The sequence below is a fragment of the Pseudodesulfovibrio karagichevae genome (assembly GCF_041414475.1).
Classification (GTDB): domain Bacteria; phylum Desulfobacterota; class Desulfovibrionia; order Desulfovibrionales; family Desulfovibrionaceae; genus Pseudodesulfovibrio; species Pseudodesulfovibrio karagichevae.
Map to the genome: position 1 here is coordinate 1 of NZ_JBGLYH010000031.1, position 25671 is coordinate 25671.

General features: G+C 62.9%; 21 protein-coding genes. 15 read left to right on the forward strand and 6 right to left on the reverse strand.

Features of this window, described 5'->3' with window-relative positions:
* Positions 1-123 precede the first annotated feature (123 nt).
* On the forward strand, positions 124-960 hold the full coding sequence (locus AB6M95_RS11455; protein ID WP_371386886.1) for a spermine/spermidine synthase domain-containing protein: 837 nt from the start codon (positions 124-126) through the stop codon (positions 958-960).
* On the opposite strand, the gene AB6M95_RS11460 is transcribed toward AB6M95_RS11455, so the two are convergent.
* The 3 genes from AB6M95_RS11460 to AB6M95_RS11470 all read right to left on the reverse strand — a co-directional run bounded on the left by AB6M95_RS11460 (position 953) and on the right by AB6M95_RS11470 (position 3826).
* Positions 953-1816, reverse strand: coding sequence for a hypothetical protein (locus tag AB6M95_RS11460; RefSeq protein WP_371386887.1), 864 nt, complete (start codon positions 1814-1816; stop codon positions 953-955). The genes AB6M95_RS11455 and AB6M95_RS11460 overlap by 8 nt on opposite strands.
* Positions 1817-1825: 9 nt before the next feature.
* Positions 1826-2767, reverse strand: a complete 942-nt coding sequence (locus AB6M95_RS11465) for a tyrosine-type recombinase/integrase (RefSeq protein ID WP_371386888.1) — start codon at positions 2765-2767, stop codon at positions 1826-1828.
* A 324-nt stretch (positions 2768-3091) separates the two neighbouring features.
* A complete protein-coding gene (locus tag AB6M95_RS11470; protein ID WP_371386889.1) occupies positions 3092-3826 on the reverse strand; it encodes a substrate-binding periplasmic protein in 735 nt (244 codons plus the stop codon).
* A gap of 282 nt (positions 3827-4108) precedes the next feature.
* Here AB6M95_RS11470 and AB6M95_RS11475 point away from each other — a divergent pair, with 282 nt between their 5' ends.
* The 12 genes from AB6M95_RS11475 to aguB all read left to right on the forward strand — a co-directional run bounded on the left by AB6M95_RS11475 (position 4109) and on the right by aguB (position 19586).
* Entirely contained in the window at positions 4109-5830 is a 1722-nt protein-coding gene (locus tag AB6M95_RS11475) for a sigma 54-interacting transcriptional regulator (protein ID WP_371386890.1), read from the forward strand.
* 387 nt (positions 5831-6217) lie between these two features.
* The gene (gabT, locus tag AB6M95_RS11480) at positions 6218-7519 is read left to right on the forward strand and encodes a 4-aminobutyrate--2-oxoglutarate transaminase (protein ID WP_371386891.1); all 1302 of its coding nucleotides are present in this window, start codon (positions 6218-6220) and stop codon (positions 7517-7519) included.
* 6 nt (positions 7520-7525) lie between these two features.
* On the forward strand, positions 7526-9298 hold the full coding sequence (locus AB6M95_RS11485; RefSeq protein ID WP_371386892.1) for an aldehyde ferredoxin oxidoreductase family protein: 1773 nt from the start codon (positions 7526-7528) through the stop codon (positions 9296-9298).
* Between the two features lie 10 nt (positions 9299-9308).
* Positions 9309-10331, forward strand: coding sequence for an ABC transporter ATP-binding protein (locus AB6M95_RS11490; protein ID WP_371386893.1), 1023 nt, complete (start codon positions 9309-9311; stop codon positions 10329-10331).
* Positions 10324-11247, forward strand: a complete 924-nt coding sequence (locus tag AB6M95_RS11495) for an ABC transporter permease (RefSeq protein WP_371386894.1) — start codon at positions 10324-10326, stop codon at positions 11245-11247. Before AB6M95_RS11490 ends, AB6M95_RS11495 begins: the two co-directional genes overlap by 8 nt.
* A 1-nt stretch (position 11248) precedes the next feature.
* Entirely contained in the window at positions 11249-12070 is an 822-nt protein-coding gene (locus AB6M95_RS11500) for an ABC transporter permease (protein WP_371386895.1), read from the forward strand.
* Positions 12063-13103 carry a polyamine ABC transporter substrate-binding protein gene (locus tag AB6M95_RS11505; protein WP_371386896.1) on the forward strand — a complete coding sequence of 347 codons (1041 nt, stop codon included), beginning with the start codon at positions 12063-12065 and terminating at the stop codon, positions 13101-13103. The genes AB6M95_RS11500 and AB6M95_RS11505 overlap by 8 nt, the downstream gene beginning before the upstream one ends.
* A 64-nt stretch (positions 13104-13167) precedes the next feature.
* Positions 13168-14706, forward strand: a complete 1539-nt coding sequence (locus tag AB6M95_RS11510; protein WP_371386897.1) for an amidohydrolase — start codon at positions 13168-13170, stop codon at positions 14704-14706.
* A 57-nt stretch (positions 14707-14763) separates the two neighbouring features.
* The gene (locus AB6M95_RS11515; protein WP_371386898.1) at positions 14764-16119 is read left to right on the forward strand and encodes a putrescine aminotransferase; all 1356 of its coding nucleotides are present in this window, start codon (positions 14764-14766) and stop codon (positions 16117-16119) included.
* Between the two features lie 11 nt (positions 16120-16130).
* Positions 16131-17573 (forward strand): aminobutyraldehyde dehydrogenase, encoded by a 1443-nt coding sequence (locus AB6M95_RS11520; protein ID WP_371386899.1) that lies wholly within the window; start codon positions 16131-16133, stop codon positions 17571-17573.
* A 51-nt stretch (positions 17574-17624) separates the two neighbouring features.
* Entirely contained in the window at positions 17625-18695 is a 1071-nt protein-coding gene (locus AB6M95_RS11525; protein WP_371386900.1) for an agmatine deiminase family protein, read from the forward strand.
* 9 nt (positions 18696-18704) lie between these two features.
* Positions 18705-19586: an N-carbamoylputrescine amidase gene (gene aguB / locus AB6M95_RS11530; RefSeq protein WP_371386901.1), complete on the forward strand. Its 882-nt coding sequence runs from the start codon at positions 18705-18707 to the stop codon at positions 19584-19586.
* A gap of 185 nt (positions 19587-19771) precedes the next feature.
* On the opposite strand, the gene AB6M95_RS11535 is transcribed toward aguB, so the two are convergent.
* From AB6M95_RS11535 to AB6M95_RS11545, 3 genes are all read right to left on the reverse strand, one after another.
* Positions 19772-21133, reverse strand: a complete 1362-nt coding sequence (locus AB6M95_RS11535) for a radical SAM/SPASM family putative metalloenzyme maturase (RefSeq protein ID WP_371386902.1) — start codon at positions 21131-21133, stop codon at positions 19772-19774.
* 95 nt (positions 21134-21228) lie between these two features.
* A complete protein-coding gene (locus tag AB6M95_RS11540; RefSeq protein ID WP_371386903.1) occupies positions 21229-21576 on the reverse strand; it encodes a thioredoxin family protein in 348 nt (115 codons plus the stop codon).
* A gap of 159 nt (positions 21577-21735) precedes the next feature.
* The gene (locus tag AB6M95_RS11545; RefSeq protein WP_371386904.1) at positions 21736-24609 is read right to left on the reverse strand and encodes a sigma 54-interacting transcriptional regulator; all 2874 of its coding nucleotides are present in this window, start codon (positions 24607-24609) and stop codon (positions 21736-21738) included.
* 143 nt (positions 24610-24752) lie between these two features.
* On the opposite strand from AB6M95_RS11545, the gene AB6M95_RS11550 reads away from it, so the two are divergent.
* Both AB6M95_RS11550 and AB6M95_RS11555 read left to right on the forward strand, forming a co-directional pair.
* Positions 24753-24995, forward strand: coding sequence for a hypothetical protein (locus tag AB6M95_RS11550; protein ID WP_371386905.1), 243 nt, complete (start codon positions 24753-24755; stop codon positions 24993-24995).
* A gap of 193 nt (positions 24996-25188) precedes the next feature.
* Positions 25189-25578: a response regulator gene (locus tag AB6M95_RS11555; protein ID WP_371386906.1), complete on the forward strand. Its 390-nt coding sequence runs from the start codon at positions 25189-25191 to the stop codon at positions 25576-25578.
* The last annotated feature ends 93 nt before the right edge of the window (positions 25579-25671 follow it).

Below are 25671 nucleotides of genomic sequence, written 5' to 3' on the forward strand. Positions count from 1 at the left end.
AGCTCCCTGGCGGTCACAGAAATTTATACGCATGTGAGCTTGTCGGCTCAGAGGGAAGCGCTAGGCCGGAAGCATCCGAGGGGAGGGCTGAAGATGGAGGGACGTCATCGATAACTAAGAATTATGAAGGACTTTTGCGAATTGATACCTGGGGCAGTCTGGTTATCGAATTTAGAACCAATAGTAGAAATCCAAAACAGCTTACAAAAAATTCAGTATTTTCGCTCTGATGATTTCGGGAGGGTTCTTGTAATTAACGGTGAAGTACAACATGTTGAATATTGGTCACCGTTTTACCATGAAACTATTACCCATCTGCCATGCAGCTTCATAGAAAGGCCAAGAAATGCGCTAATTATTGGTGGTGGTAGCCTTTTTGCAGCTGAGGAGTTATTAAAATACAATTCAATAACGGCGATAGATTTAGTTGATCACGATATGAATGTCATTGAGACAACCATGTCTGTGTATCCTGAGCGACAATTCATTGTTGAAGACAAGAGATTGAATATAGTCGAGAAAAAATATGAAGAGTATTTACCTTATTGCGATCGCGAGTATGACCTTATAGTAAACGACTGTTTTGATCTGTTCTCCGTATCAGAATCAACAGGAATAGATTATTATAATATATTCGAGAATTTGCTTTCACCAGTGGGAATATGCTCAGATTTGATTTATAGAAATATATATGATGATTATGTTATTAATGGTGCAATCAAGCGAATCCCTGGACATCTAACAAAAGCGGCCTCTATGGTCACAGTTCCAGAGTATCCTGGCGCATTTCATATATTAACAATGTGGGGCAAAAACAAAGAGCTATCTCAATGTCATGATAAGATTTGTAATCTTGATCAATTCACTATGAGTAGCAATGGTGAATTCAAAATATACAATCCAAATTTCATTAATTTCTATTTGTATTTGCCGCCATACTTGAAAAAATTTATCAAATGAATATTTTGGAAAAGGCGACCTCAGCCGAGTCTGCGGTCATTTCATCAAAATACACTTTCGTCCTATTCCATTGTGGTCTTGATCTAAGTCTATCGGTGCAAAACCTTAGTTCGCTTTGGTCATTAAAGTGACCATACTCAAGTAGATATTGTTCTTCCTGGCTATCGGTTAATGACCACTGCGAGTCAAGGAGGCTACAGGTTGCTTCATGGGGCTTTCTACGTAGCGCAATCGAATTTACCTGCAAGTAGAAAAGATCCCTATATTTGGTGGTGTCGATCTTAACGCCAGCCTGTGCTGCAATGCCTTGTAAAATATAACCATGTTGAGTTGGACAGCGCGATATCCTGCCACCAACCCGAGCAACTCGCCCAAAAAAATCTCGGTGGAAGAAGTCCGGGAGTACCTTTCTTAAGTACGTTGTTGAAACCACTCCAAGTAATCCCTCGCCAATATATCCGTATCTAGCAAAGAGACCGACAAGACTCTCTCCATTTAGACTTTTCAGTCTTAATGAAGAGTCACTCCCGTTCAAGAATTCCATTGCTTGGTATTTTTCGTTATCAATCTTACCTTCGAACTCATAAACGTTTCTCCACTTCTTAGCGTTTCCGAAAGGATTCCCTGGAAACAATTGGATATATGGGGACAAGAGTCCATCAATATAGACTTGGTCTCCTTCTGCGGCTCCTCCTTGCTGAATGCCTCGCATCCAAAAATCTAGAGGTCCTTGGTATAAATTTTTACGCAGAGCTGCCTCCAAAGCTTTTGAAAAGGCATACCCTCCGATAGCACCGACAATTGTTTGTGCGGATGCTTCCAACAATGGTTTCCAGAGAAGTGTGTCGAAGCTCATAATTCTTAGTTATCGATGACGTCCCTCCATCTTCAGCCCTCCCCTCGGATGCTTCCGGCCTAGCGCTTCCCTCTGAGCCGACAAGCTCACATGCGTATAAATTTCTGTGACCGCCAGGGAGCTGTGACCCAGCAACGTCTGGATGTTTCTGATGTCCACTCCGTTCTCCAACAAAAGAGTGGCTATGGTGTGCCGGAACATGTGCGGGGTCGCGTTCTCGGGGATGCATGCCTTCTTCTGATATTTCTTGATGATCAGCCGTACGGACTGGTCAGAAAGCGGCCGCATGCCCCTGTTCAGGAAAAATGCCGACTCCGGCATCACATGCATGGCGTAACAGTCCCGATAGCATTTTAACGCCTGCAAGATCGCCTGATTGCATATGGGGATGATCCGCTCCCGCTTCCCCTTTCCCATCACGAGAATATGGCGGTGTATGAGATCCACGTCGGCCCCTCGCAACTTGCAGAGTTCCGATACCCGGACACCGGTCGAAAAGAGTGTTTCCAGGACCGCGATATCTCTGGTGGCCTCCAGAAAGGCCCCGGAGTCGCGTGGTGCCCGGTCTCGCTCCGTGTACGCACTTTGAAGAAGCTTGGAGACAGAGGATGCGGATAACGTGCGCGGCAGGCTTTTAGCGCGCTCAAGCCTGAGGCGAAGCTTTCGGAACGGAGACGCCTCAATGAACTCCTCTTGCTCAAGAAACGTGAAAAAGGATTTCAGCGTTGCGAGCTTCCGCTTTATACTGCGAGGTTTATAATTTTCATCCAGCCAGCTTAAATATTCACGGATGGACTGCTTATCTATGTCCTCAACCCCCTCCGCCTTCCCCTGCTGCTCTTCCTGAAACTGTTTCAAATCGAGTTGGTAGGCTGTCATGGTCAACGCAGACAACCCTCTTTCAAGACGGCAATGACGCAAAAAAACATGGATAGCATCAGACAGAATCATGAAGTCCTCACACCTTGGGTTATAAAAATCCGAAGGATGCAAGAAAAACTCTTTGATGTCACATAGATACAACAACAAAACATAACATGGGCTATATCACAGAGCAAATGGCGATTGAAGCAGATTCAAACAATCTATTCAGTAGAATGCCGTTTCAATGACTCCGGCACGTCCAAAGCCACGGCAAACTCCTTCTCCGATAGCTCTGTGAGAATAGGCGGGGCTTTCGTTAGAGTTCAAATCTCTTCGTCTCCACCAAGAAAACGAAAAGTCCCGCCGTGTAGTGCACGGCGGGGCTTCTTTTTTGTTCTTCGGCCTTCACGTCTATGGCGTGAAATTTCGTTCCATGATCTTCTGGTAGACGCCGTTTTCCTTGAGGGAGTCGAGGGCGTGCTGCCATTTTTGGATGGTTTCGTCCGGGACGTCCAGGGAGAAGGCGAGCCAGGCGGCGGAGTCGCCGAACTTGCAGTCCGTGCGCTCGAACTCCGCGGGGTCGAGGCCGGCCTTCTTGACCATATAGTAATAGGTGCGCTCGCCCATGAGCACGAGGTCCACGCGGTCCTCGACCAGCTTACGGTAGCTGGACTCGTAGGTCGGCCCCACGTCGAGGTTGGTGAACCCCCGGGCGGCCAGGGCCTGGTGGGTGTAGCCGTCCTTGCGCACGGCGATGCGCTCCACCCGGCGCGCTTCGTCCAGGTTTTCGACCCGCAGGGGCGATCCCCGGTGTTTGAAGAAATAGTCCCCTTCGCCGAAGATCGGGCCAACCCATTTGAAGAGCCTTTCCCGCTCCGGAATGCGGACAATGGCGAACAGGGCCTGCCGGGGCTGCTTCTGTGCCTGCTCGTAGCCGCGCAGCCAGGGCGTCTCCCTCAACGGGCTGCCGTCGCCCACGATTTTCTGGATCTCGAGGACCATCTCGGGAGCCACACCCCACAGCCTGCCCTGATCGGCATAGACCAAAGGGGGGTAGACAATGGCTTGCATGTTGAAATCGCCGCCAAAGGCCACCACCGGCAGAAACAGCGTCAGACACACGCCCAGTACGAGGATTCTCTGCACGAACTCTCCCAAGTTGTTGCTGAATAGGCGCTCACCATATACGAGGCGTTAGGCAGTGTCCATTATTGACTGGGCTGTCCCAATTTCCCCAAGCCCCCCTCGCCCCCCTGTCCGGAGCGGCCGCAAAGGACGTCGGCGAATCGGGTCCAATCCCTCAACTTTTTTATTAAAATCAAACATATCAAGCGCAAGCGACCGTGACTTTTTGATGACTTCCCACAGGGAATGCGCTAAACCCGAAAATAAGATTCATTGTTGCATCAAAACCGGCAGGAGAGCGGCGTGCCCGAGACCAACCCCGTGGATATCCCCTTTCATTCCATCCTGAACCGACTGGACGTCGCGGCCCTGGCCGCCGACACGTCCGGGCTCATCGCCTACGCCACGCCCTGCGCGGAGCAGACCTTCGGATTCGGGCCGGGACGCATGCACGGCCTGCCCGTGGTCCAGGTGCTGCCCGGCGAGTTCGTCAGCGGCGATGCGCAGCCGGAAGAGGCGGACACGCGCGTTGAGCTACCCGACGGCACCGTGAACACGGTGTCTCGCAGCCCCATCGTCATAAACGGCGAGAACGTGGGCAGCCTGCTCACCCTCCATCCCGAACCGGGCCCGGACCAGGTGGTCCGGACCGCCACCTACCGCACCCTGGCCGAACACATGGAGGCGGTCTTCAACGCGTCCAGCGACGGCATCTGGCTGACCGACGGCAACGGCGTGGTCCTGAACATCAACACCGCCTCGGAGAGCCTCAACTCCATCTCGGCGGACGAGGTCATCGGCAAGCCCGTGGCCGCCCTGGTGGACAACGGGACCATCGACCAGTCCGCCACCCTGGAAGTGCTGCGCAAGAAACGCCGCGTTTCGGTCCTGCAGAAGGTCACGCGCACCGGGCGGCAGCTCATCGTCACCGGCACGCCGACCTTCGACGACGACGGCCGCATCCGGCTGGTGGTCCTGAACGAGCGGGACATCACCGACCTGAACGAACTGCGCACCACCCTGGCCCAGACCCGCAAGGCCAAGGAAAAGGCCGAGGCAGAGTTGACCGGCATGTCCCTCATGGAGCTCAAGAAGAGCCGCGTGGTGGCCGAGAGCCCGGCCATGCGCAAAGCCATGGCCACGGCCCAGAAGCTGGCCCAGTTCGAGACCTCGGAGATCCTGCTCATGGGCGACTCCGGCACGGGCAAGGGGCTGCTGGCCAAGTTCATCCACGACACCAGCCCCCGGCGCGGCAAGCCGTTCATCCAGGTGAACTGCGCCACCCTGCCCGAGACCCTGTTCGAGGCCGAGCTGTTCGGCTACGAGAAAGGGGCCTTCACCGGCGCGTCCGAACAGGGCAAGTCCGGCCTGTTCGAGCTGGCCTCGGGCGGCACCTTCTTCCTGGACGAGGTCGGCGAAATCCCGCTGGACATGCAGGCCAAACTGCTCAACTGCCTGGACGACCACATGTACTACCCGCTGGGGGCGAGCAAGCCCAAGCGCATGGACTGCATCATCGTGGCCGCCACCAACCGCGACCTGGAGGCCCAGGTGAACAAGCAGGCCTTCCGCCGCGACCTGCTCTACCGGCTGAACACCTTCACCGTGCGCATCCCGCCGCTCAAGAAGCGGCCCGAGGACGTGTTCGAGCTGATCAACCACTATCTCAAGCAATTCAACGCAGCCTTCCGGACAAACAAGCGCATCGGCCCGGCGGGCATGAAGCGGCTCCAGTCGTATCCCTTCCCCGGCAACGTCCGCGAGCTCATCGGTATCATCAAGAAGGCCGTGGTCATCTGCGAGGACGACCTGCTCGACGACTACCTGCGGGACCTCTTCGATCACACGGAAGACGCCGTGATGGAAAACGGCACCCTGCCCGAGGAAGTGGCCCGGCTGGAGCGCCGCATGCTCCGCCAGGCCATGGAAGCCTGCGCCAACACCCGCGAGATGGCCGGATTCCTCGGCGTCAGCCAGCCCACCGTGGTGCGCAAGATGCAACGGTACAAGCTGAACAATTCTTGATTCATATTTGAATCGGCCTTTCTCTCAATATAACAATTTTACCAATATTGTCATTTTACCCGCTGATTATCGGGAGGTGAAGACGGTGTCTGACTTTTTTGCAACGAGAAGGTCATTTTTCGTCCGGTTGAGTCCTAAGTGCAAAAATCCAGTGACATTATTGTTAAAATTTCATTTGATTTAATTTTGAATCAAACTTTTATTTTATATTTTCAACATGTTGTCGGTTTTGAGTGATGCAATTTTGAATCATCGGAAAACCGAGCATTCGCCGCAACTTATGCATAACACATCGTAATCATTAATTTACCACAACACGGATCGGCCTTTGCTTTAAGAGATTCGGTTTTCGACTTCAACTCTTACAATATATTTGGTGGATACATCATGACCAACAAGGAACTGCAACAGAGAAGAGAGGCGGCCGTCCCCAGAGGGGTTTCCAATGCCGGTCCCATTTTCGCCGCGAGCGCCAAAGGCGCGACCGTCACCGACGTGGAAGGCAGGGAATTCATCGATTTCGCGGGCGGCATCGGCGTGAACAACGTGGGCCACTGCCATCCCAAAGTGGTCGAGGCCGTGCGCGAGCAGGCGGGCAAACTCCTGCACTCCTGCTACCACGTCTTCCAGTACGAAGGGTACGTGGCCCTGGCCGAGAAGCTCAACGCCCTGACCCCCGGCGACCACGCCAAGAAGACCGTGCTGGTCAACTCCGGGGCCGAAGCCGTGGAGAACGCGGTCAAGGTCGCCCGCCGGGCCACCGGCCGCCAGGCCATCGTGGCCTCCGCCTCCGGCTTCCACGGCCGCACCCTGCTGGCCTCCACCCTGACCGCCAAGGTCATGCCCTACAAGGCCGGGTTCGGGCCTTACGCCCCGGAGGTCTACCACATCCCCTACGCCTACTGTTACCGCTGCCCCGTGGGCCGCTCCTACCCCGGCTGCAAGATGGAATGCGCCGAGCTGCTGAAGAAGAGCTTCGTGGACATGGTCAACCCCGAGGGCGTGGCCGCCGTGATCCTGGAGCCCGTGGCCGGCGAAGGCGGCTTCGTGGTCCCGCCCAAGGAATATTTCCCGCGCATCAAGGAGATCTGCGACGAGTTCGGCATCCTGCTGATCATCGACGAGGTCCAGTCCGGCATCTGCCGCACCGGCAGCCTGTTCGCCATCGAGCAGTGGGACGTCATCCCGGACCTGCTGACCTCGGCCAAGTCCCTGGGCGGCGGCACGGTCATCTCGGCCTGCACCGGCCGCGCCGAGCTCATGGACGCGCCCCAGGTGGGCGGCCTGGGCGGCACCTACGGCGGCAACCCGGTGAGCTGCGCCGCGGCCCTGGCCGTGCTCGACGTGGTCGAGAGCGAGAACCTGGTCGCCAAGTCGCAGGCCCTGGGCGCCAAGGTCCGCGCCGCCTTCGAGGATCTGGCCAGGCAGTACGACTGCATCGGCGACGTGCGCGGCCTGGGCTCCATGCTGGCCATGGAGCTGGTCCACGACAAGGCGGCCAAGACCCCGGCCCCGGACATCGCCAAGGCGCTGGTAGCCAAGTGCCGCGAAAACGGGTTGATCATCCTGTCCTGCGGCCACTCCGGCAACGTCATCCGCACGCTCATGCCGCTGGTCATCAGCGACGCCGAGCTGGAAAAGGGCTTGTCCGTCCTGGAAGCGGCCTTCGCCGAAGTGACCAAGGGGTAGCAGACGGTGCACGGCATTCACGGACGCATACTCTTCATCGACGTCTCCGAACGGACCTTTTCCATAGAGCCGCTCGGAGACGCCGGCCTGCCCCTGCCCGGGGGCAAGGCGTTGGGTACGCGCCTGCTCCTTCAACACAACCCGGCCGGGGTGGACCCGCTCGCCCCGGACAACCGGTTCGTCATCGCCACGGGCCCGTGCTGCGGCACGTCGGCCTGGGGCGCCAGCCGCTACGGCGTCTTCTCCAAGTCGCCGCAGACCGGCTTCTACGCGGAATCCTACTCCGGGGGCAAAACCCCGGAGGCCATCGACCGGGCCGGTTTCGACGCCATCGTCGTGACCGGCGCGGCCGACGCGCTGACCGTCCTGGCCATCCACCCGGACGGTTGCGATTTTCACGAGACCCCGCACCTCAGGGGGCTGGAGACCTACGCCGCCGAGGACGCCCTGATCCAGGACTACGCCCCCAGGGGCGCGGGGTACGGCCGCCCGGGCGCCATGGTCATCGGTCCGGCGGGCGAGAACCTGGTGGCCTTCTCGGTCATCGAGAACGACTACTGGCGCAGCGCCGGACGATGCGGCCTGGGCGCGGTGCTCGGCGCGAAGAGAATCAAGGGACTGGTCTTCGCCGGGGACCGCAAGCGCGAGGTGGCCGACCCCGAGGGGTTGAAGGCCTTTGCCAGGGAATTCCGGGAGGCCCACGGCGACTCCCCGGCGGTCAAGGCGTACCGGGCGCGGGGCACCACCCAGATGGTCGCCCTGATGAACACCGTGGGCGCGTTCCCCAGCCGCTACTGGTCGGCCGGGACCTGCGACCACTGGGAGCGCATCAGCGGCGACGTCTTCCACGAGCAGCACGAGGTCACGCCCCACGCCTGCCTCAAGTGCTTCATGGCCTGCGGCCGCAAGGCGCGCATCAAGAGCGGCCCGCACAAGGGGCTGACCATAGAGGGCCCGGAGTACGAGACCATCTACGCCTTCGGCGGGCTGTGCATGGTCCGCAACATCGACGAGATCGCCCACCTCAACGACCTGTGCGACCGCCTCGGCCTGGACACCATCTCGGCGGGCAACCTCTGCGCCATGGTCGCGGAGGCCTCCAGCCAAGGCCGCCTGGACGCGCCCCTGACCTACGGGGACGCGGACTCCATCTCCGCCCTGCTGGAACAGATAGCGGGCCGCGAGGGGCTGGGCGACATCCTGGCCGACGGCATCGTCAAGGGCGCGGCCCGGCTCGGCTTGTCCGACATGGCCGTGCACGTCAAGGGACTGGAGCCCGCCGGGTACGACCCCCGCGTGCTCAAGGGCATGGGGCTGACCTACGGGACCTCCCCGCGCGGGGCCTGCCACCTGCGGACCACCTTCTACAAGGCCGAGCTGTCCGGGATGATTTCCTCTGACGCCGTGGAGGGCAAGGCCGACCTGCTCATAGATTTCGAGGACCGGCTGGTCGTGTTCGACTGCCTGATCCTGTGCCGCTTCTACCGCGACATGTACGACTGGGCCACTCTGGTCCGGTTGCTGACCCTGGTCACCGGGACTTCCTGGGACGAACCCTCCCTGCGCCGGGCCGCGGCCCGCGTGGTGGACGACACCCGCCGGTTCAACATCCGCGAGGGGCTGACCCCCGACGACGATCAACTTCCCAGGAAGCTCCACGAGGCCCTGCCCACCGGGCAGGTCATAACCCGGGAGGAGTACGCGCTCCTCCTCAATGAATACTATCGCCTGCGCGGCTGGGATGAATCGGGCGTACCGCCCGTCCCGGCCGCCCAATAGGAGGAAAGATATGACCCTTGAAGCGTATGCCGTCCACAAGAGCTACGGGGATGTACAAGCCCTGAGGAACGTCGACCTGACCGTCCAGAAGGGTGAGCTGTTCACCCTGCTCGGCCCGTCCGGCTGCGGCAAGACCACCCTGCTGCGGATCATCGCCGGACTGGAACAGGCGGACTCGGGTTCGGTCTTCCTCAACGGCCTGCCCATCACCCAGAAGCCCGCCAACGAACGTCCGGTGAACACGGTCTTCCAGAGCTACGCCCTGTTCCCGCACATGAACAACGCGGACAACGTGGCCTTCGGCCTGCGCTCCCAGAAGGTTCCGGAGGGCGAAATCCGGACCCGGGTGAACAACATCCTCGAAATGCTCGAACTGACCAACTTCAAGGACCGCTACCCGGACCAGCTGTCCGGCGGCCAGCGGCAGCGCGTGGCCATGGCCCGCGCCCTGGTCTGCGAGCCCGAGTTGCTCCTGCTGGACGAGCCCATGTCCGCCCTGGACGCCAAGCTGCGCACCCAGTTGCAGATCCAGCTTCGGCGGTTGCAGCAGCAGTTGAACAAGACCTTCATCCTGGTCACCCACGACCAGGACGAGGCCCTGACCGTGTCCGACCGCATCGCGGTCATGAAGGACGGCGAGGTGCTGCAGCACGGCTCGCCCCAACAGATCTACGACCGCCCCAACTGCCGCTTCGTGGCCGAGTTCATCGGCACGGCCAACATCCTCGAGGCCGAGCGGCGCAACGACCTGATCGTCACCCACGCGGGCAGGCTGACCGTACCCTCCCCGCCCCAGTGGAAACGCGGCGCCCTGGTCATCCGGCCCGAGGGCATCATACTGCGCGACCAGGAGCCCGAGACCAACGGCGTCCTGGCCACGGTCACCGAGACCTTCTACCGGGGCAACTTCCTGGACATCACCCTGGACCCGGCCGGGCTGCGCATGCGCTGCGCCCCGCACAAGAAGCTCCAGGTGGGCGACAAAGTCTGGGTCGAACTGCTCAAGGACGCGCTGGTGGCCATCGATGACTAGCGACCAGCAACAACACGACACCCAAATCTGGTACGGCGAGCTGACCACCCGCTCGGCGCTGCGGCGGCGCGGCCTGCTCCAGGTCACGCCCGGCCTGTTCTGGATCCTCATCTTCCTGACCGTGCCCGCGCTCGCGCTCATCGCGCTGTCCTTCGCCACGCGCGGCGGCTACGGCGAGATCGAGTGGGTCTTCACCTTCGAGAATTTCTCCCGGCTGGCCGGGTACGGCATGTTCGGCTGGAGCCCGGACTACCTGATCATCCTGGCCCGCTCCCTGTGGGTGGCCTTCGTGACCACCACCATCTGCACGGCGCTGGCCTTCCCACTGGCCTTCTACATCGCACGCAAGCCCAAGACCTCCCGGTACGTCTGGCTGACCCTGGTGATCATCCCGTTCTGGACCAACCTGGTCATCCGCACCTACGCCTGGCAGCTGGTTCTCTCCCCGGACCTGCCCGTGGCCAAGCTCGCGGCCGCCCTCGGGCTGATCCCGGCGGGCAACCCGCTCTACCCGTCCGAGTTCGCCGTGTACCTGGGCATGATCTCTGCCTTCCTGCCCTTCGTGGTCCTGCCGCTCTATTCCAGCGTGGAAAAGCTCGACTGGTCCCTGGTGGAGGCGGCCTACGACCTCTACTCCAACCGGCGCCGCGTGTTCATGCAGGCCATCCTGCCCCAGACCCTGCCCGGCCTGTCCGTGGGGGCCATCCTGACCTTCGTCCCGGCCATGGGCATGTTCCTCATCCCGGACTTCCTGGGCGGGGCCAAGTACATGCTGGTCGGCAACCTGATCCAGCAGCAGTTCGGCAAGAGCCGCGACTGGCCCTTCGGCGCGGCGGTTTCCCTGGCCCTGATGCTTCTGACCCTCGTCGGCCTGTTCGTCTTCCGCCGCAAGGGCGAAAAAATGGAGGTGGTCTAGGATGCAGCACCAACGCAAGCCGATCCTGATCCCGGCCGTGGCCCTGGGCACCCTGGCCTTCCTGTACATCCCGCTCATGGCCGTGGCCTCGTTCTCGGTGAACAACTCCCGCTTCGGCCTGACCTGGCACGGATTCACCTGGAAATGGTACCTGGAGCTCTTCCAGAACGAGCAGATTCTCGAGGCCGTGGGCAACACCCTGTTCCTGGGGCTGGTCTCCACGGTCATCGCCACTGTGGTGGGCACGGCCCTGGCCATCGGCATGAGCCGGTTCCCGTGGTCCAAGAAGACCTCGGCCTTCTTCGAATTCAACCTGTACATGCCGGTCATCACCCCGGAGATCGTGTTCGCGGGCGCGCTGGTCATCGCGTTTGCCTCCCTGCGCTACGTCTCCTCGGCCTTCGAGCCCGGCATGCTGAACATGATCATCGGCCACGTGACCTTCCAGGTGGCCTTCGTGGCCCTGGTGGTCCGCTCCCGCCTGGCGGCCTTCAACAACGAGATCGAGGAGGCCTCCCACGACCTCTACGCGTCCAACTGGTACACCCTGCGCAAGGTCATCCTGCCCATGCTCACGCCGGGCATCGTGTCCGGGGCCATGCTCGCCTTCACCCTGTCGCTCGACGACTTCATCATCAGCTTCTTCACGGCCGGGCCCACCTCGGTGACCCTGCCGCTCTACATATATGCGGAAGTGCATCGCGGCATCACGCCGAAGATCCACGCCCTGTCCACGGTCGGTTTGCTGGTGACCATCATACTGGTGATCGCTTCGCAAAAAATTTCCAACAGTTTCAATGAAAAGGAGAGAGATGATGCGTAAACTGCTGCTGGCCATCCTGATGGTCATGGTCATGGTGCCGTCCGCCTTCGCGGCGGAGGAAATGCGCCTGCTCATCTGGAGCGAGTACATGCCCGAAGATTTTCTGACGGATTTCGAACACGACACGGGCATCAAGGTGCGCGTGGAATACTACGAATCCATGGAAGAGATGGTCGCCAAGCTCCAGGCGGGCGGCAAGAACCAGTATGACGTGGTCGTCCCGTCCGACTACATCATCCCGGCCATGATCAAGCTGGACCTCCTCAAGGAGCTCGACCACTCCAAGCTGCCCAACCTGAAGAACCTCGAAGCGACCTTCATCAACCCCGCCTGGGACGACGGCAACAAGTACACCGTGGCCTACCAGTGGGGCACGCTCGGCATGATGTACCGCAAGGACAAGCTCAAGGACTTCGACGGCTCCTGGTCGGTCATGTTCGACCCGGCCAAGCGCCAGGGCCCGTTCATTTTCGTCGACTCCATCCGCGAGATGCTCGGCTGCGCCCAGTGCGCCATGGGCATGGATGTGAACACCACCAACAAGGCGGACCTCAAGAAGCTCCTCGACAAGATGCTTGAGGCCAAGAAATCCGACTACTTCGCCGGGTTCGACGTGGGCACCGGCGGCCGCTCCAAGGTCGTGGCCGGCACCGCCGTGGCCGCCATCGTCTACAACGGCGACGCCCTGCGCGCCGTGGCCGACAACCCGGACACCTGCGCCTTCGTGAACCCCAAGGAAGGGACCATCGGCTGGGTGGACAACATGTCCATCCCCATCGGCGCCCCGCACCCCGACCTGGCCTACAAGTTCATCAACTGGGTGCTCGAGCCCAAGGTCGGCGCCAAGCTGTCCAACTGGACCCAGTACGCCACCCCGAACGAGGCGGCCTACCCGTACATCACCCCCGAGGACTTCAAGAACCCGGCCATCTACCCGGAGAAGTCCTATATGCCCAAGATCCAGTTCATCAAGGACCTGGGCACCGACAACAAGATGTACGACCAGATCTGGACCATGGTAAAGACCCGTTAATCATCCAACCCGGCGGCCGGGGGACCGTACCCCGGCCGCCCTACTCATCATGCTAGATCATTATTTGCTGACAAACGGAAACGTCATCACCATGGACGGCCGGGAATCCCGGGCCCAAGCCATGGCCGTGGAAAACGGCCGCATCCTTCGGGTCGGCGCAAACAGCGACATGGCCGACCTCGTCGAGGCGGGCTGGCCCGTCACCGACCTCGAAGGCCGGACCGTGCTGCCCGGCTTCATCGACACCCACCAGCACCTCGGCCTGACCGGCCAGGTCCTGAACGGCATCGACTTCCAGGGAACAAAGACCCTCAAAACCGTGCTCGACAAGGTCGGGGAGGCGGCGAAAACCGCCAAGCCCGGCGCCTGGGTCCTCGGCTACACCCTCAACGACTTCTCCCTGAAGGAAAAGCGGATGCCGCTCAAGGAGGAACTGGACGCGACCTGCGCCGACCATCCGGTCATGATCGTGCATTCCTCCTGGCACATGTGCTCACTGAATTCCCTGGCGCTCGAGATCTTGTCCCCCCCCGCCGACCTGCCGGGCATGGACCTCAAGCCGAACGGCGAGCCCACCGGCGTGGTCCGCGACCCCGGCGCGCCCGATTTCATCTTCCCGGCCGTGTCCTCGCGCACCCCGGTGGAGGTCAAGCTCGAAAGCTTCCGCAAGGCGTGCGAGGCGGCGTTGAAACAGGGCATCACCACCCTGCACTGCCTGGAGGGCGGCGGCTTCGGCCCCGGCGACACCCGCATCGTCCTCGACAACCTCGACAAGCTCCCGGTCAACGTGGTCCTCTGGAACCAAGTCATGGACGTGGACGAGACCGTGGGCATGGGGCTTACCCGCATCGGCGGCTGCATCTGCGCGGACGGGGCCATCGACGCCTACACCGCCGCCCTGTTCGAGCCCTACTGCGACCGGCCCGGCAACTGCGGCACCCTGAACTACACCCAGGAGGAGATGGACGCCTTCGTCCTCGCCTCCCACAAGGCCGGGCTCCAGGTGGCCGTGCACTGCGAGACCGACAAGGCCATCGAACAGGTCCTGTCCGCCATGGAAAAGGCCATCGCGGCCTTCCCGCGCGGCGACCACCGCCACCGCATCGAGCACTGCGAGATTCCGACCGTGGACCAGGTGGAGCGCATGGGGCGTGCGGGCATCCTGGCGGGCATGCAGCCCGCGTTCATCCACTACTTGGTGGACATGGAAGACTACGAGAAACGTTTCGGCTGGGACAGGCTGCGCTGGATGCACCCCTACCGGACCATGCTCGACAACGGCGTGATCATGACCGGCGGCTCGGACTGCCCGGTCACCCCGCACGGCCCGCTCGTCGGCATCCAGACCGCCGTGCTCCATCCCATTGAGGAGGAGCGCCTGACCCCCATGGAAGCCATCCGCATGTTTACCACCGACGCCGCCTTCAGCTCCTTTGACGAGGCCGAACGCGGCAGCATCGAACCGGGCAAGATCGCCGACCTGGTGATTCTGAGCGCCGACCCGACTGAAGTTCCCCCCGAGTCCATCCGCGAGATCAAGATCGTCAAGACCGTCGTGGAGGGCCAACTCCTGGAGGATCCCCGGGACGGTCCCGCGGCCTAGCCGCCCCTCACCCCCTGACCGAAATCCCGAAGCATCACCAGAAACCGGAGAGGAATCATGACCCGTAACATCGACGAAGCGTTTAAAGAAGCAACCGAATTCATTGATATTATTATGAAGCCCGTAGGCACAGTCTCCCTGGAGGAGCGGCGCCAGATCGCCACCGAGACCGTGGAGAACTTCCGCGACTACATCAACAAGGGATTTTTGGAGTACCGCAAGTCCGTGACCGAGGCGGGCGAGTTCGCCGTGACCGAATGGATGGGCCAGGGGTCCATCCTCAAGGACGCCCTGGACCGCGAGTTCATCGACATCCTCGGCGGGTTCGGCCTGTACAGCTACGGCATCCGCCATCCCAAGATCGTGGAGGCGGTCAAGGCCCAGCTCGACCGTTCGCCCCAGTACTCCCAGGAGATGCTCGACCCCCTGCGCGCCAAGCTCGCCCGGGTCATCGCCAAGCTGACCCCCGGCGACATCCAGTACGGCTTCTTCGCCAACTCCGGCACCGAGGCCGTGGAAGGGGCCATGAAGCTGGCCAAGTTCTACACCGGCAAGAAGGGGTTCATCTCCATGCTCAAGGGGTTCCACGGCAAGACCCTGGGCTCCCTGTCCCTGATGGGCAAGAACGACTACCGCGCCCCGCTGCTGCCCCTGCTCGAGGGCATGCGCCACGTGCCCTTCGGCGACGTCGAGGCCGTGGAGCACGAACTGAAGTATGCGGCCGCCGTGGGCGACGACATCGCCGCCGTGGTGGCCGAGCCCATCCAGGGCGAGGCCGGGGCCATCGTGCCGCCGGACGACTTCTGGCCCGGCCTGCGCGAGGTCTGCGACAAGTACGAGGTGCTGCTCATCGCGGACGAGGTCCAGACCGGCTTCGGCCGCACGGGCAAGATCTTCGGCGTGGACCACTGGGACGTGCAGCCCGACATCATGTGTTTCGGCAAGGCGCTGGGCGGCGGCGTAGTGCCCATGTCCGGCTTCTTCTCCACCCCCAAGATATGGGAGGTCATGGAGCCCAACCCGTTCATGCACACGACCACCACGGGCGGCAACCCCATCGCCTGCGCCTCGGCCCTGGCCGCCATCACGGTCATGCACGAGGAGAACCTGCCCGCCCAGGCCGCCCAGAAGGGCGAATACGTGAAAAAACGTCTGCAGGAGCTGTCCGAACGGCACCCCGGCATCCTGGACAAGGTCACCGGCATGGGGTTGCTCATCGGCATGCACTTCGTGGACGACGAGATCGGCTACCATGTGGCGTCGGGCCTGTTCGCGCGCGGCGTGATCACCGCCGGAACCCTGACCAACGCCCGGTGCATCCGCTTCGAGCCCGCCCTGAACATCCCCATGGATCTGCTTGACGAGGCCCTGAACAAAATGGAAGACGTCTTTAAATCGCTGACTGTCAGCTAAGGAGGATTCCCATGAACGCGACAGAGATGAAGCTTTGGATCAACGGCCAGTGGACCGACGCTGCCGACGGCGCTCGGGTGGAAGTGGAGAATCCGGCGACCGGCGAAACCATCGCCACCGTGGCCAAGGCCGGGGAAAAGGACGTGCTCAAGGCCGTGGCCGCGGCCAAAACCGCCTTTGACGACGGCCGCTGGTCCGGCCTGACCCCGTCCCAACGGGCCAAATGCCTCTGGACGCTGGCCGACCTTCTGGAGAGCCGCAAGGAGGAATTCGCCCGCATCGAGTCCGAGGACACGGGCAAGCCCTACGAGTTCCTCAGCCTCGGCGCCGACCTGCCGTTCTGCATCGACAACCTGCGCTTCTTCGCCGCCGCCGCCCGCGACACGGGCGGCCACCACGCGGGCGAGTTCGCCCCGGGCTACACCTCCATCTACCGCCGTGACCCGGTGGGCCCGGTGGGCCAGATCGCCCCCTGGAACTACCCCCTGCTCATGGGCGTGTGGAAGCTCGGCCCGTCCCTGGCCGCGGGCTGCACCGCCGTGCTCAAGCCCGCCAGCCTGACCCCGCGCACCTCGCTCATGCTCGGCGAGATGACCGCCGAGGCGGGCATCCCCGACGGCGTGGTCAACGTAGTCGCGGGCTCGGTCGGGCACATCCTGACCAGCCACCCGGACATCCGCATGGTCTCCCTGACCGGCGCCACCGAGACCGGCAAGTCGGTCATGAAGAGCTGCGCCGACACGGTCAAGCGTGTGCACCTGGAGCTGGGCGGCAAGGCCCCGTGCCTGGTCTTCAGCGACGCGGACATCGACCTGGTGGCCGAGAAACTGTCCGTGGCCGCCTTCTGCAACTCCGGCCAGGACTGCACCGCCGCGACCCGCATCATCTGCCACAAATCCATCGAGAAGCAGGTCTGCAACGTCATGGCCGAGGCCATGAAGAAGGTCGTGGTCGGCGATCCCTTCGATTCCAGGACCATGATGGGCTCCATGATCTCCGCCCGCCACCTGGAGATGGTCTCCGGCTTCGTGGATCACGCCAGGGCCGACGGGGCCACCGTGCTCTGCGGCGGCCAGAAGATCGACCGGCCCGGCCACTTCTACACGCCCACGGTCATCACCGACGTGCGCCAGGATTCCGAGATCGTCCAGCAGGAGGTCTTCGGCCCGGTCATCACCATCCAGACCTTCGACGACGAGGCCCAGGCCATAGCCATGGGCAACGACGTGGTCTTCGGCCTGGCGTCGTCCGTGTTCACCAAGGACGTGGCCCGGACCATGCGCGTGTCCAAGGCGCTGGAATTCGGCACCGTGTGGGTCAACGACCACCTGCCCCTGGCCTCCGAGACCCCGCACGGCGGGTTCAAACAGTCCGGTTTCGGCAAGGACCTGTCCGCCGAGGCCGTGGGCGACTACCTGGTGACCAAACACGTTATGATCAACACCGGTGCCTAGCGTCGGCAACCGAACCTTCAACCGCCTGCCTTTCGGCAGACTGAGAGAGAAATGGCGAACACTCCCGTTACCCCCATCCGCGTCCCGGTCCGCGCACCGGCCTGCGACGGGCTGTTCATGCCCGGAGAATGGGCCGAGCACGAGGCCTCCTGGATGATCTGGCCGTGCAAGCCGTCGGCCTGGCCCTTCGGCATGGACAAGCCCCGGCAGGCCTATGCCGAGGTCGCCAAGGCCATCAGCCGGTTCGAGCCGGTCTACATGATGTGCCGTCCCGAGCTCATGGATCAGGCGAAAGCCCTGTGCGGCGACGCCGTGACCCTGGTGCCCATGGACACCCGCGATTCCTGGTCGCGCGACTCGGCCCCGACCTTCGTCGTCGACGGCAAGGGCGGCGTGGCCGGTGTGGACTGGGTCTTCAATGACTGGGGCCACATCGCCCGCTACGAGGGCAAATACGACGAGCCCATGGCCCAGGCCGTGCTCGAGCACCTGTCCATGCGCCGCTATGCCGCGCCCTGCATCATAGAGGGCGGCGGCATCCACTCGGACGGCGAGGGAACCCTGCTGACCACCGAACAGGTCCAGTTCGACCCCCGGCGCAACGCGGGCTTCTCGAAAAAGGACTTCGAGGACCTCTTCGCCGCCTACCTGGGCACCGAGAAGGTCATCTGGCTCGGCGACGGGCTGGAGGACGACGAGACCAACGGCCACGTGGACATCCTGGCCTGCTTCGCCAGGCCCGGCGTGGTCATGGTCCACGACTGCACCGATCCGGAAGACGGCAATTACAAGGTCTCGCAGGACGCCATCAAGCGGCTCGAAGCCGCCACGGACGCGCGCGGCCGGTCCTTCGAGATCATCCGCATGCCCCAGCCCGCGCCGCGCTACAACGGCGACTGGCGCATGGACCTCTCCTACATCAACTTCTACATCGCCAACCGGGGCATCGTCATGTCCTCCTTCGACGACCCCATGGACGCGGTGGCCTACAAGCTGATGTGCGAGGCCTTCCCCGCTCACGAGGTGATCCAGCTTCCGTGCCTGGACATCTTCGCCGGGGGCGGCGGCATCCACTGCATCACCCAGCAGCAGCCCAAGGGTGCTCCGCTGCCGGTTTTTTAGGAGCAAGCCATGACCAAGACCACCCTGGCCGTCACCCAGATGGCCTGTACCGACGACCTCGCCGCCAACGTGGACCGGGCCGAATCCCTGGTCCGCGAGGCCGCCGGACTCGGCGCGAACATCATCCTCTTGCAGGAGCTGTTCGAGGGGCCGTACTTCTGCAAGAAGCAGAAGTTCGAGTACTTCTCCCTGGCCCACGAGGCGCGCCTCGACGACCCGCTGCTGGCCCGGTTCTCCGGCCTGGCCAAAGAGCTCGGCGTGGTCCTGCCCGTGTCCTTCTTCGAGCGCGCGGGCAAGGCGTTCTACAACTCCATGGCCATGATGGACGCGGACGGAAAGACGCTCGGCCTGTACCGCAAGACCCACATCCCGCAGGGGCCGGGCTACGAGGAGAAGTACTACTTCAACCCCGGCGACACCGGCTTCAAGGTCTGGGAAACGGCCTTCGGCAAGGTCGGCGTGGGCATCTGCTGGGACCAGTGGTATCCCGAGACGGCCCGGTCCATGGCCCTCATGGACGCCGACGTGCTCATGTTTCCCACGGCCATCGGCTCTGAGCCGACCATGCCGGACTGGGACTCCATGCCGCATTGGCGGCGCACCCAGCAGGGCCACGCGGCCGCCAACATCCTGCCGGTCTGCGCGTCCAACCGCATCGGCACCGAAACCGACGAGGACGTGACCATGACCTTCTACGGCTCGTCGTTCATCACCGACCCCATGGGCGAACTCCTTGCCGACGCCGACCGGACCACTCAGGGCGTGTTCACCGCCGAAGTGGACTTCGACGAGATCCGCAACTTCCGCACCGGCTGGGGCTTCTACCGCGACCGGCGGCCCAAACACTACCACACCCTCCTGACCCTCGACGGCCACACCCCCGCCGACTAGGGGAGAAAATTCCGTAAACAAAAAGGGCGCCCGGTTTGACCGGGCGCCCTTTTTGTCGAAAATCAGTTTTTGAAAGCCGCTTCGCGGCGATAGTCGGGTGACTTCGCCTCCGGCGGGCAGGGGTTCGCACCCCTGCACCCCATACGTTGGGTTGAATCGTCCCCGTTATTGCCTGCTCAGCTTTCTCACAGCAAACACTGCAACCCGCCCATGCACCACAGGCAGTGGCCGCAGGGGATGGTCGCGCCCAGGCAGTCGCAGTCGAAGGGAAACGGCGCGCCCTTGATGTCGTCGCACGGCACGAACGGGCAGTTGGAGCAATAGGGGTATTCGTATTCCAGCACCTGGCGGCGAAAATCCGTGTAGGCGGCGCTCTGCCAGATGTCCACAAGGTCGTGCTCGCGGACGTTGCCGAAGAGCCACGGACGGACCATCTTCCGGCCGCCGTCCAGGTGGCAGGCGTACTGGTGCCACAGGAACTGGCACGGGCTGACGTCGCCCTTGGAGGTAACGAAGGCCGTGCCGTCCTCCACGAAATGGCAGCGCCGCTCGTCGCAGGCCTGGAGCGGGGGAAGGCGCAGCTCCATCCCGGTGCGCCCGGCGACATCCCCGGCCTGCCGGAACAGGTGGGCCAGGTTCCGCTCGGCCCCTTCCCGGTTGCGCAGGTCCCACTCGAGCAGGTGAGGCAGGTGGACCCACACGCCCGATTCCTCGGCCTCGCCGAGCAGCCCCTTGACCAATTCGTGCAGCCGCTTCTCCCGGTCGGACTTGACAAACTTCCAGGCCACGCCGTGCTGGTCGTGCAGGTCCAGGCCTTCGCGGAGCGCCCGGGCCTGCCACTTCTCGAACAGGGCCGTGGCTGCGGGAGTATTGGGGTTGAAGAGGGACTGGGCCTGCATGGCCGGATCGTACGGCAGGACGTGGGAGACGATGGCGAACCCCAGGCCGAGCTCCCCGGCCCAGCGAACCACCAGGGGCAGTTGCGCGGCGGTGTCGCGCATGAGCACGAACTCCACGCCGAGCCGCAGCCTGCGGCCGTGCCGCTCCCCGGCCTCGTGCAGCAGGTGGAAGGCGCGCTCCAGACGGGCCGCGCCGGTCCCGCCGTGCAGCTCGCCGTCGCCGCAGGGTTGCCCGTGGCCACCCATCTCCAGGGTGTCCACCGAGACGCAGAAGGTGTCCACGCCCGCTTCGACCAGCCGGTCGGCCAGGGGTTCGGTGACAAGCAGCCCGTTGGTCTGGAAGCCGATCCAGCCGGATTCGGGCATGGTCTTGCGGGCCAGGGCGGCCATGTCCGCCAGGTCCGGATTGAGCAGCGGCTCGCCGATGCCGTTCAGGACCAGCGCCTCGCAACGGGCCAGGGCCGGGGTGAGCCGCCGGAAGGCCTCGAGGTCGAGGTCGGTCTCGGGGATATCGCTGTCCGGGGCGGACTTGACGCACATGGCGCAACGCATGTTGCAGCGCGTGGTCACCTCCACCTGGAGCCTGGCCGGAAACGACGGCTCCGGCCCTGGGGCGGCGGGAGTCGGATGCGGATGAAGGCGGTTCATGGTCGGCGGTTCCATCGGGTTGGGTCGGGGGAACCGCCTGTATACGGCAAACCGGCGGTGCCGTCGAGGTCCGGTTTGCGGGGGAAGCGGCCGGGCTAGGACCGGACGGAGTCCGACAGCCCCGTCACTGCGGCGTCGATGAACTCGTCCAGGGTCGCGCCGTCCGACTCGCCGATGAGCCGGTTGACCTCGCGGCCGTCGTGGAACAGCAGGAAGGTGGGCGTTCCCTTGACCGCGAAACGGTCGGTGGCCGTGTCCAGATAATCCGCGTTGTACAGGAAGCAGCGGACGGACTCGCCGTGCGTCCTGCACGCCGCCTCCAACACCGCCACCTGGCCGGAATATTTCTCGTTCCGTTTGAGGAAGGCGACCAGAAGAGGCCCTTCCCCGCTCTGCAATTCTATATCTATGGCTTGTGGCTCGATGGTCTTGATCGTGCGCATGCTTTCGCTCCTCGCCGGACCACCGACGCGAGGGTCCGCAGTCCGGGCTTGCCTTGGAACATAGCAGGGAGCGGGCCGTGTTGCATCACATCAACACGTTAGTATGGTTATAAATTCACCTTGGCGGCGGGCGGCTGCGGCCAGGCAGGGAAGTCGGGATCAGCCGTCCAGGCCCCAGGCCTTGAGCTTGCGGTACAGGGTGGCCCGGTGGATGCCCAGCCTGCGGGCGGCCTGGACCTTGTTGCCCGCGCACTCGCGGAGCACGGCCAGGATGTCCTCCCTGCCGGGCCGGTGCGGCATGACGAACGACGCCGGGACGCCCGGCTCCGGGGTCGACGCCGGTTCCGGGATGCCGCTCCGGATCTGGTCCACCAGGTCCTTGCGGATATGCTTGAGCTCGATGATCTTGCCCGGCGACAGGATGCAGGCGTGCTCCAGGGCGTGCTTGAGTTCGCGCACGTTGCCCGGCCAGGAATAGGTCAGGAGCAGGTCCATGACCTCCTCGGACACCCCATCGAAATGCTTGCCGAAATTCTCCGCGAACATGGCCAGGAAGTGGTCCGTGAGCATGGGGATGTCCGACTGCCGGTCCCTGAGCGGCGGCAGAGTCACGGGCATGACGTTGAGCCGGTAGTACAGGTCCTCGCGGAAGGAGCCCCGGCGCACGGCCTCGCGCAGGTCCGCGTTGGTGGCGGCGATGATGCGCACGTCCGCTGTGCAGGTCTTGGACTCGCCCACCCGCTCGTACTCCCTGCTCTCCAGAAAGCGCAGGAGCTTGAGCTGGAGCATGGGGGAGATGTCGCCGATCTCGTCCAGGAACAGGGAGCCGCCCTGGGCCGCCTGGATGCGCCCGACCTTGTCCCGGACCGCGCCGGTGAAGGCCCCGCGCACGTGCCCGAACAGCTCGCTTTCGAGCAGGCTCTCGGACAGGGCCGAACAGTTGACCTTGATCAGCGGCTTGCCCGCGCGCACGCCGCCGTAGTGCAGGGCCTCAGCGGCCAGCTCCTTGCCCGTGCCCGACTCGCCCAGGATGAGCACGATGGAGTCCAGCGACGAAAGCTGCTCCAGGAGCTGGTAGATGTCCTGCATGGGGCCGCTGCGGCCCACGATCCCCCGGAACCCGTGGCGCTGCTGCAACTGCTTTTCCAGGTCCGCGATGTGGGAGATGTCGCGGACGATGAGCACCGCCCCCGCGTGCCTTCGGTCCTTGTCCACCAGGGGCGAACAGTTGATCTCGACCATGCGGTCGCCCATGGCCGGAGTCTTCAGCTCGATCTCGTAGCCGCGCACCGGTTTGTCCGTCTTGAGGACCTGGCGCAGCACCTGGACGCACGGGTTGGTCTCGTCCCGGACCACGTCCTGGAGCCGGAGCCCCCTGGAGCGCTCCTCCGCGAACCCGAACAGGCTCTTGGCCGCGCTGTTGGTGGCGATGACCGACAGGCCGGAGTCCACGGTCAGGATGGCGTCCGGGATGGAGGCGAAGGTGGCCTCCAGGTTCAGCCGGTACTGCTCCTTCTCCTGGGTGGCCTGGGCCAGGGCGCTCTCGGCGGCCTTGTGCTCGGTGACGTCGCGGCCCACGGCCTGGATCTCGACCACCGATTTGCGGTCGTTGAGCACGGCCCGGTGGGTCCACGAGATCCAGCGCTCCTCGCCGTCCGAGCGGACCTGCCGGACCTCGCGGTCGAACACGGGCCGCGACGGGTCGAAGTGGTCCAGCCACTCGGTCAGGACTCTGCGGTCCATGGACCCCATGGAGGCGAAGAAATCCCTGCCCAGGACATCCTCCTCGTCCTGGCCCACGAACCGCTCGAAGGCGTTGTTGACGAACGTCAGCTTGCCGTCCGGCCCGTAACGGCAGATCAGTTCGGTCTGGTCCTCGACCACGGCCCGGTACAGGCGCGCGCCCTCGCGCAGCGCCTCCTCCACGATCCTGCGCCGCGAGATGTCCTGGGCGTAGAGGATGCAGACGTCCCGGCCCGCGTTGGTGAAATAGCTCATGGCCAGCTCCACCGGAAGGGAAGAGCCGTTCTTGCGCTTGAGGTAGTCGTAGGACACCCGCTTGCCGCCCTGGGTCATGGCCGCCAGAAACTGCTCCGGGTGGGCCACCAGGTCCTGGATGTCCACGCCGCGTATCTCGGCCTGGTCGTAGCCCAGGGCGCGGCAGGCCGCGTCGTTGCACTCCATGACCGTGCCCCGCTCCCGGTCCACCAGGAGGATGGCGTCCGAGGCCCCGGCGAAAACGCTGCGGTACTGTTTCTCGCTCTCGGCCAGCCCGACCTCGCCGCGCCGCCTGGCGGTGATGTCCCTGAGCGAGACCACGAACCCGGACAGGGTGTTCCCCTGCAACGCGGGCCGCACGCGGGTCTCCAGGACCATGCCGCCCCGGTGCTCCTCGAGCCGGGCCGTCTCGCGGGTGGTCCGAGCCTTGGCGATGGCCCCCTCGTGCAGGTTGGCCACGGCGTCTGAAAACAACGACGGATAGGATTGCCCGGCGCACTCGCCCACCTCCCGGCCCAGCAGGCTCTCCACCGGGCCGCTGCACTCGAGGACCAAGGCGTCCTCGTCCAGGAGGAAAATGACCCCTTCGTCGGCGTTGAGCATGGACTTGAGAAATGCGTGGGCCGAGGACAGGCGGGCCTCCTGCAGCGTGGCCGTGGACCGCAGCTCGTTCTCGGCCAGGCCGAGGCGGACGAGCATTTCCAGCTGGGAGCGGACCACGGGCTTTTGCAGGTAGGCCATGGCCCCGCAGTCGCGGGCCAGGCGGCCGGGGTTGTCAACGGCGGCCGAGATGAGCAGGATGACCGGGGTGACCAGGCCGAGCCGGGCCGCCTCGTGCACCAGGGAGCCGCCGTCGTCCTCCTCGCCGTGGGCGGCCAGGACCAGGGCCGGGCCGCGCCGGGCCATGAGGGCGGCCGCCGAGGCCGGGCTGGAGGCGGTCTCCACCCGGTAGCCTCTGGCTTCGAGGATGTCCTTGATCAGCGCGCGTATGGAAGCGTCGCCGTCGGCGACGAGAATGGTCGAGCTCACCGGCATATCTCCTGGAATGACCCATACATCACTTGCCCGTCGAAAACCAGCCCCACGCCGCTTCCATCCCTTTTGGGCTGTTCATTTTGCTTTTCGCGGTGTATAGGCCAATCCATGGTGGAGTCTTTTCCATAACTCAGGAGGATAGTATGTCATCTTTTACCGAAGCCGATCTGCCCGTAGATGTCCATCATGGAGAAATGGTCACTCTTGCGGACGGGACCACGGTCAGGTTCGAATCCAACGGGGAGGCCAAGGACATCATGATCAATGATGGTTTCCTGGCCGCCTGCACTCTGTTCCCGGGCAACGATTTCGTCGTCGAGACCAGCGGCGGAAACTACAAGGTCACCTGTGAGTTCGGTGACGTCATGCACATCGAGAAGGCCTGATTTCCCGGCCGCGCCCGCTCCGGCGAGCGCGGCCCCCCCTGTCCTCCCTCTTTCCGCCCCATGGCGGCCTCCATCTCTTTTTTCGCGCAGGAGCACATCTAACGCCGGTGACATGCAGGCCTTTGTCTGTTATCCATTGCTTCTTAGCGTCCACCAAAGCCGAATGTCGCACCAACAGGAGGGGAAGTCGGCCATGGCCAAGATACTGATTGCCGAGGATGACCGCATATCCCAGAGACTCGCCGTCAAGATCGTCGAGGAATTGGGCCACATCGCCTTTGTCAGCCCGCACGGGAAGCACGCCTATGAAACGCTCATGGCCAACAACGACTTCGACCTGCTGCTGACCGACATCATGATGCCCGAGATGGACGGCCAGCAGTTGATCAAGACCCTGCGCGGCGACCAGCAGTTCAACGACCTGCCGATCATCATCATGTCCGCCGTGGTCGGCATCAGCGACATCTCCAACCTGCTCAAGCTCGGGGCCACCCTGTTCCTGGCCAAGCCGTTGGAGCGCGAGGAGCTCCAGGACTACATCACCCGCTGCCTCGGCGACAGCGGCAGGCACCTGCAAAACTGACCCGGCCGGGCGGGCGCGAAAACCGTCTCCCGCGGCTTCCATTCCCCGGCGAAAATCGCTACACCCGTGTGGGGCGCGGCCCTTGGGACCGCG

Coding starts and splice junctions, on each gene's coding strand:
- AB6M95_RS11460 (WP_371386887.1), bottom strand. CDS start 1,816: ATGAGCTTCGACACACTTCTCTGGAAACCATTGTTGGAAGCATCCGCA.
- gabT (WP_371386891.1), top strand. CDS start 6,218: ATGACCAACAAGGAACTGCAACAGAGAAGAGAGGCGGCCGTCCCCAGA.
- AB6M95_RS11555 (WP_371386906.1), top strand. CDS start 25,189: ATGGCCAAGATACTGATTGCCGAGGATGACCGCATATCCCAGAGACTC.
- AB6M95_RS11520 (WP_371386899.1), top strand. CDS start 16,131: ATGAACGCGACAGAGATGAAGCTTTGGATCAACGGCCAGTGGACCGAC.
- AB6M95_RS11550 (WP_371386905.1), top strand. CDS start 24,753: ATGTCATCTTTTACCGAAGCCGATCTGCCCGTAGATGTCCATCATGGA.
- AB6M95_RS11465 (WP_371386888.1), bottom strand. CDS start 2,767: ATGATTCTGTCTGATGCTATCCATGTTTTTTTGCGTCATTGCCGTCTT.
- AB6M95_RS11495 (WP_371386894.1), top strand. CDS start 10,324: ATGACTAGCGACCAGCAACAACACGACACCCAAATCTGGTACGGCGAG.
- AB6M95_RS11490 (WP_371386893.1), top strand. CDS start 9,309: ATGACCCTTGAAGCGTATGCCGTCCACAAGAGCTACGGGGATGTACAA.
- AB6M95_RS11515 (WP_371386898.1), top strand. CDS start 14,764: ATGACCCGTAACATCGACGAAGCGTTTAAAGAAGCAACCGAATTCATT.
- AB6M95_RS11535 (WP_371386902.1), bottom strand. CDS start 21,133: ATGAACCGCCTTCATCCGCATCCGACTCCCGCCGCCCCAGGGCCGGAG.
- aguB (WP_371386901.1), top strand. CDS start 18,705: ATGACCAAGACCACCCTGGCCGTCACCCAGATGGCCTGTACCGACGAC.
- AB6M95_RS11455 (WP_371386886.1), top strand. CDS start 124: ATGAAGGACTTTTGCGAATTGATACCTGGGGCAGTCTGGTTATCGAAT.
- AB6M95_RS11545 (WP_371386904.1), bottom strand. CDS start 24,609: ATGCCGGTGAGCTCGACCATTCTCGTCGCCGACGGCGACGCTTCCATA.
- AB6M95_RS11540 (WP_371386903.1), bottom strand. CDS start 21,576: ATGCGCACGATCAAGACCATCGAGCCACAAGCCATAGATATAGAATTG.
- AB6M95_RS11500 (WP_371386895.1), top strand. CDS start 11,249: ATGCAGCACCAACGCAAGCCGATCCTGATCCCGGCCGTGGCCCTGGGC.
- AB6M95_RS11505 (WP_371386896.1), top strand. CDS start 12,063: ATGCGTAAACTGCTGCTGGCCATCCTGATGGTCATGGTCATGGTGCCG.
- AB6M95_RS11525 (WP_371386900.1), top strand. CDS start 17,625: ATGGCGAACACTCCCGTTACCCCCATCCGCGTCCCGGTCCGCGCACCG.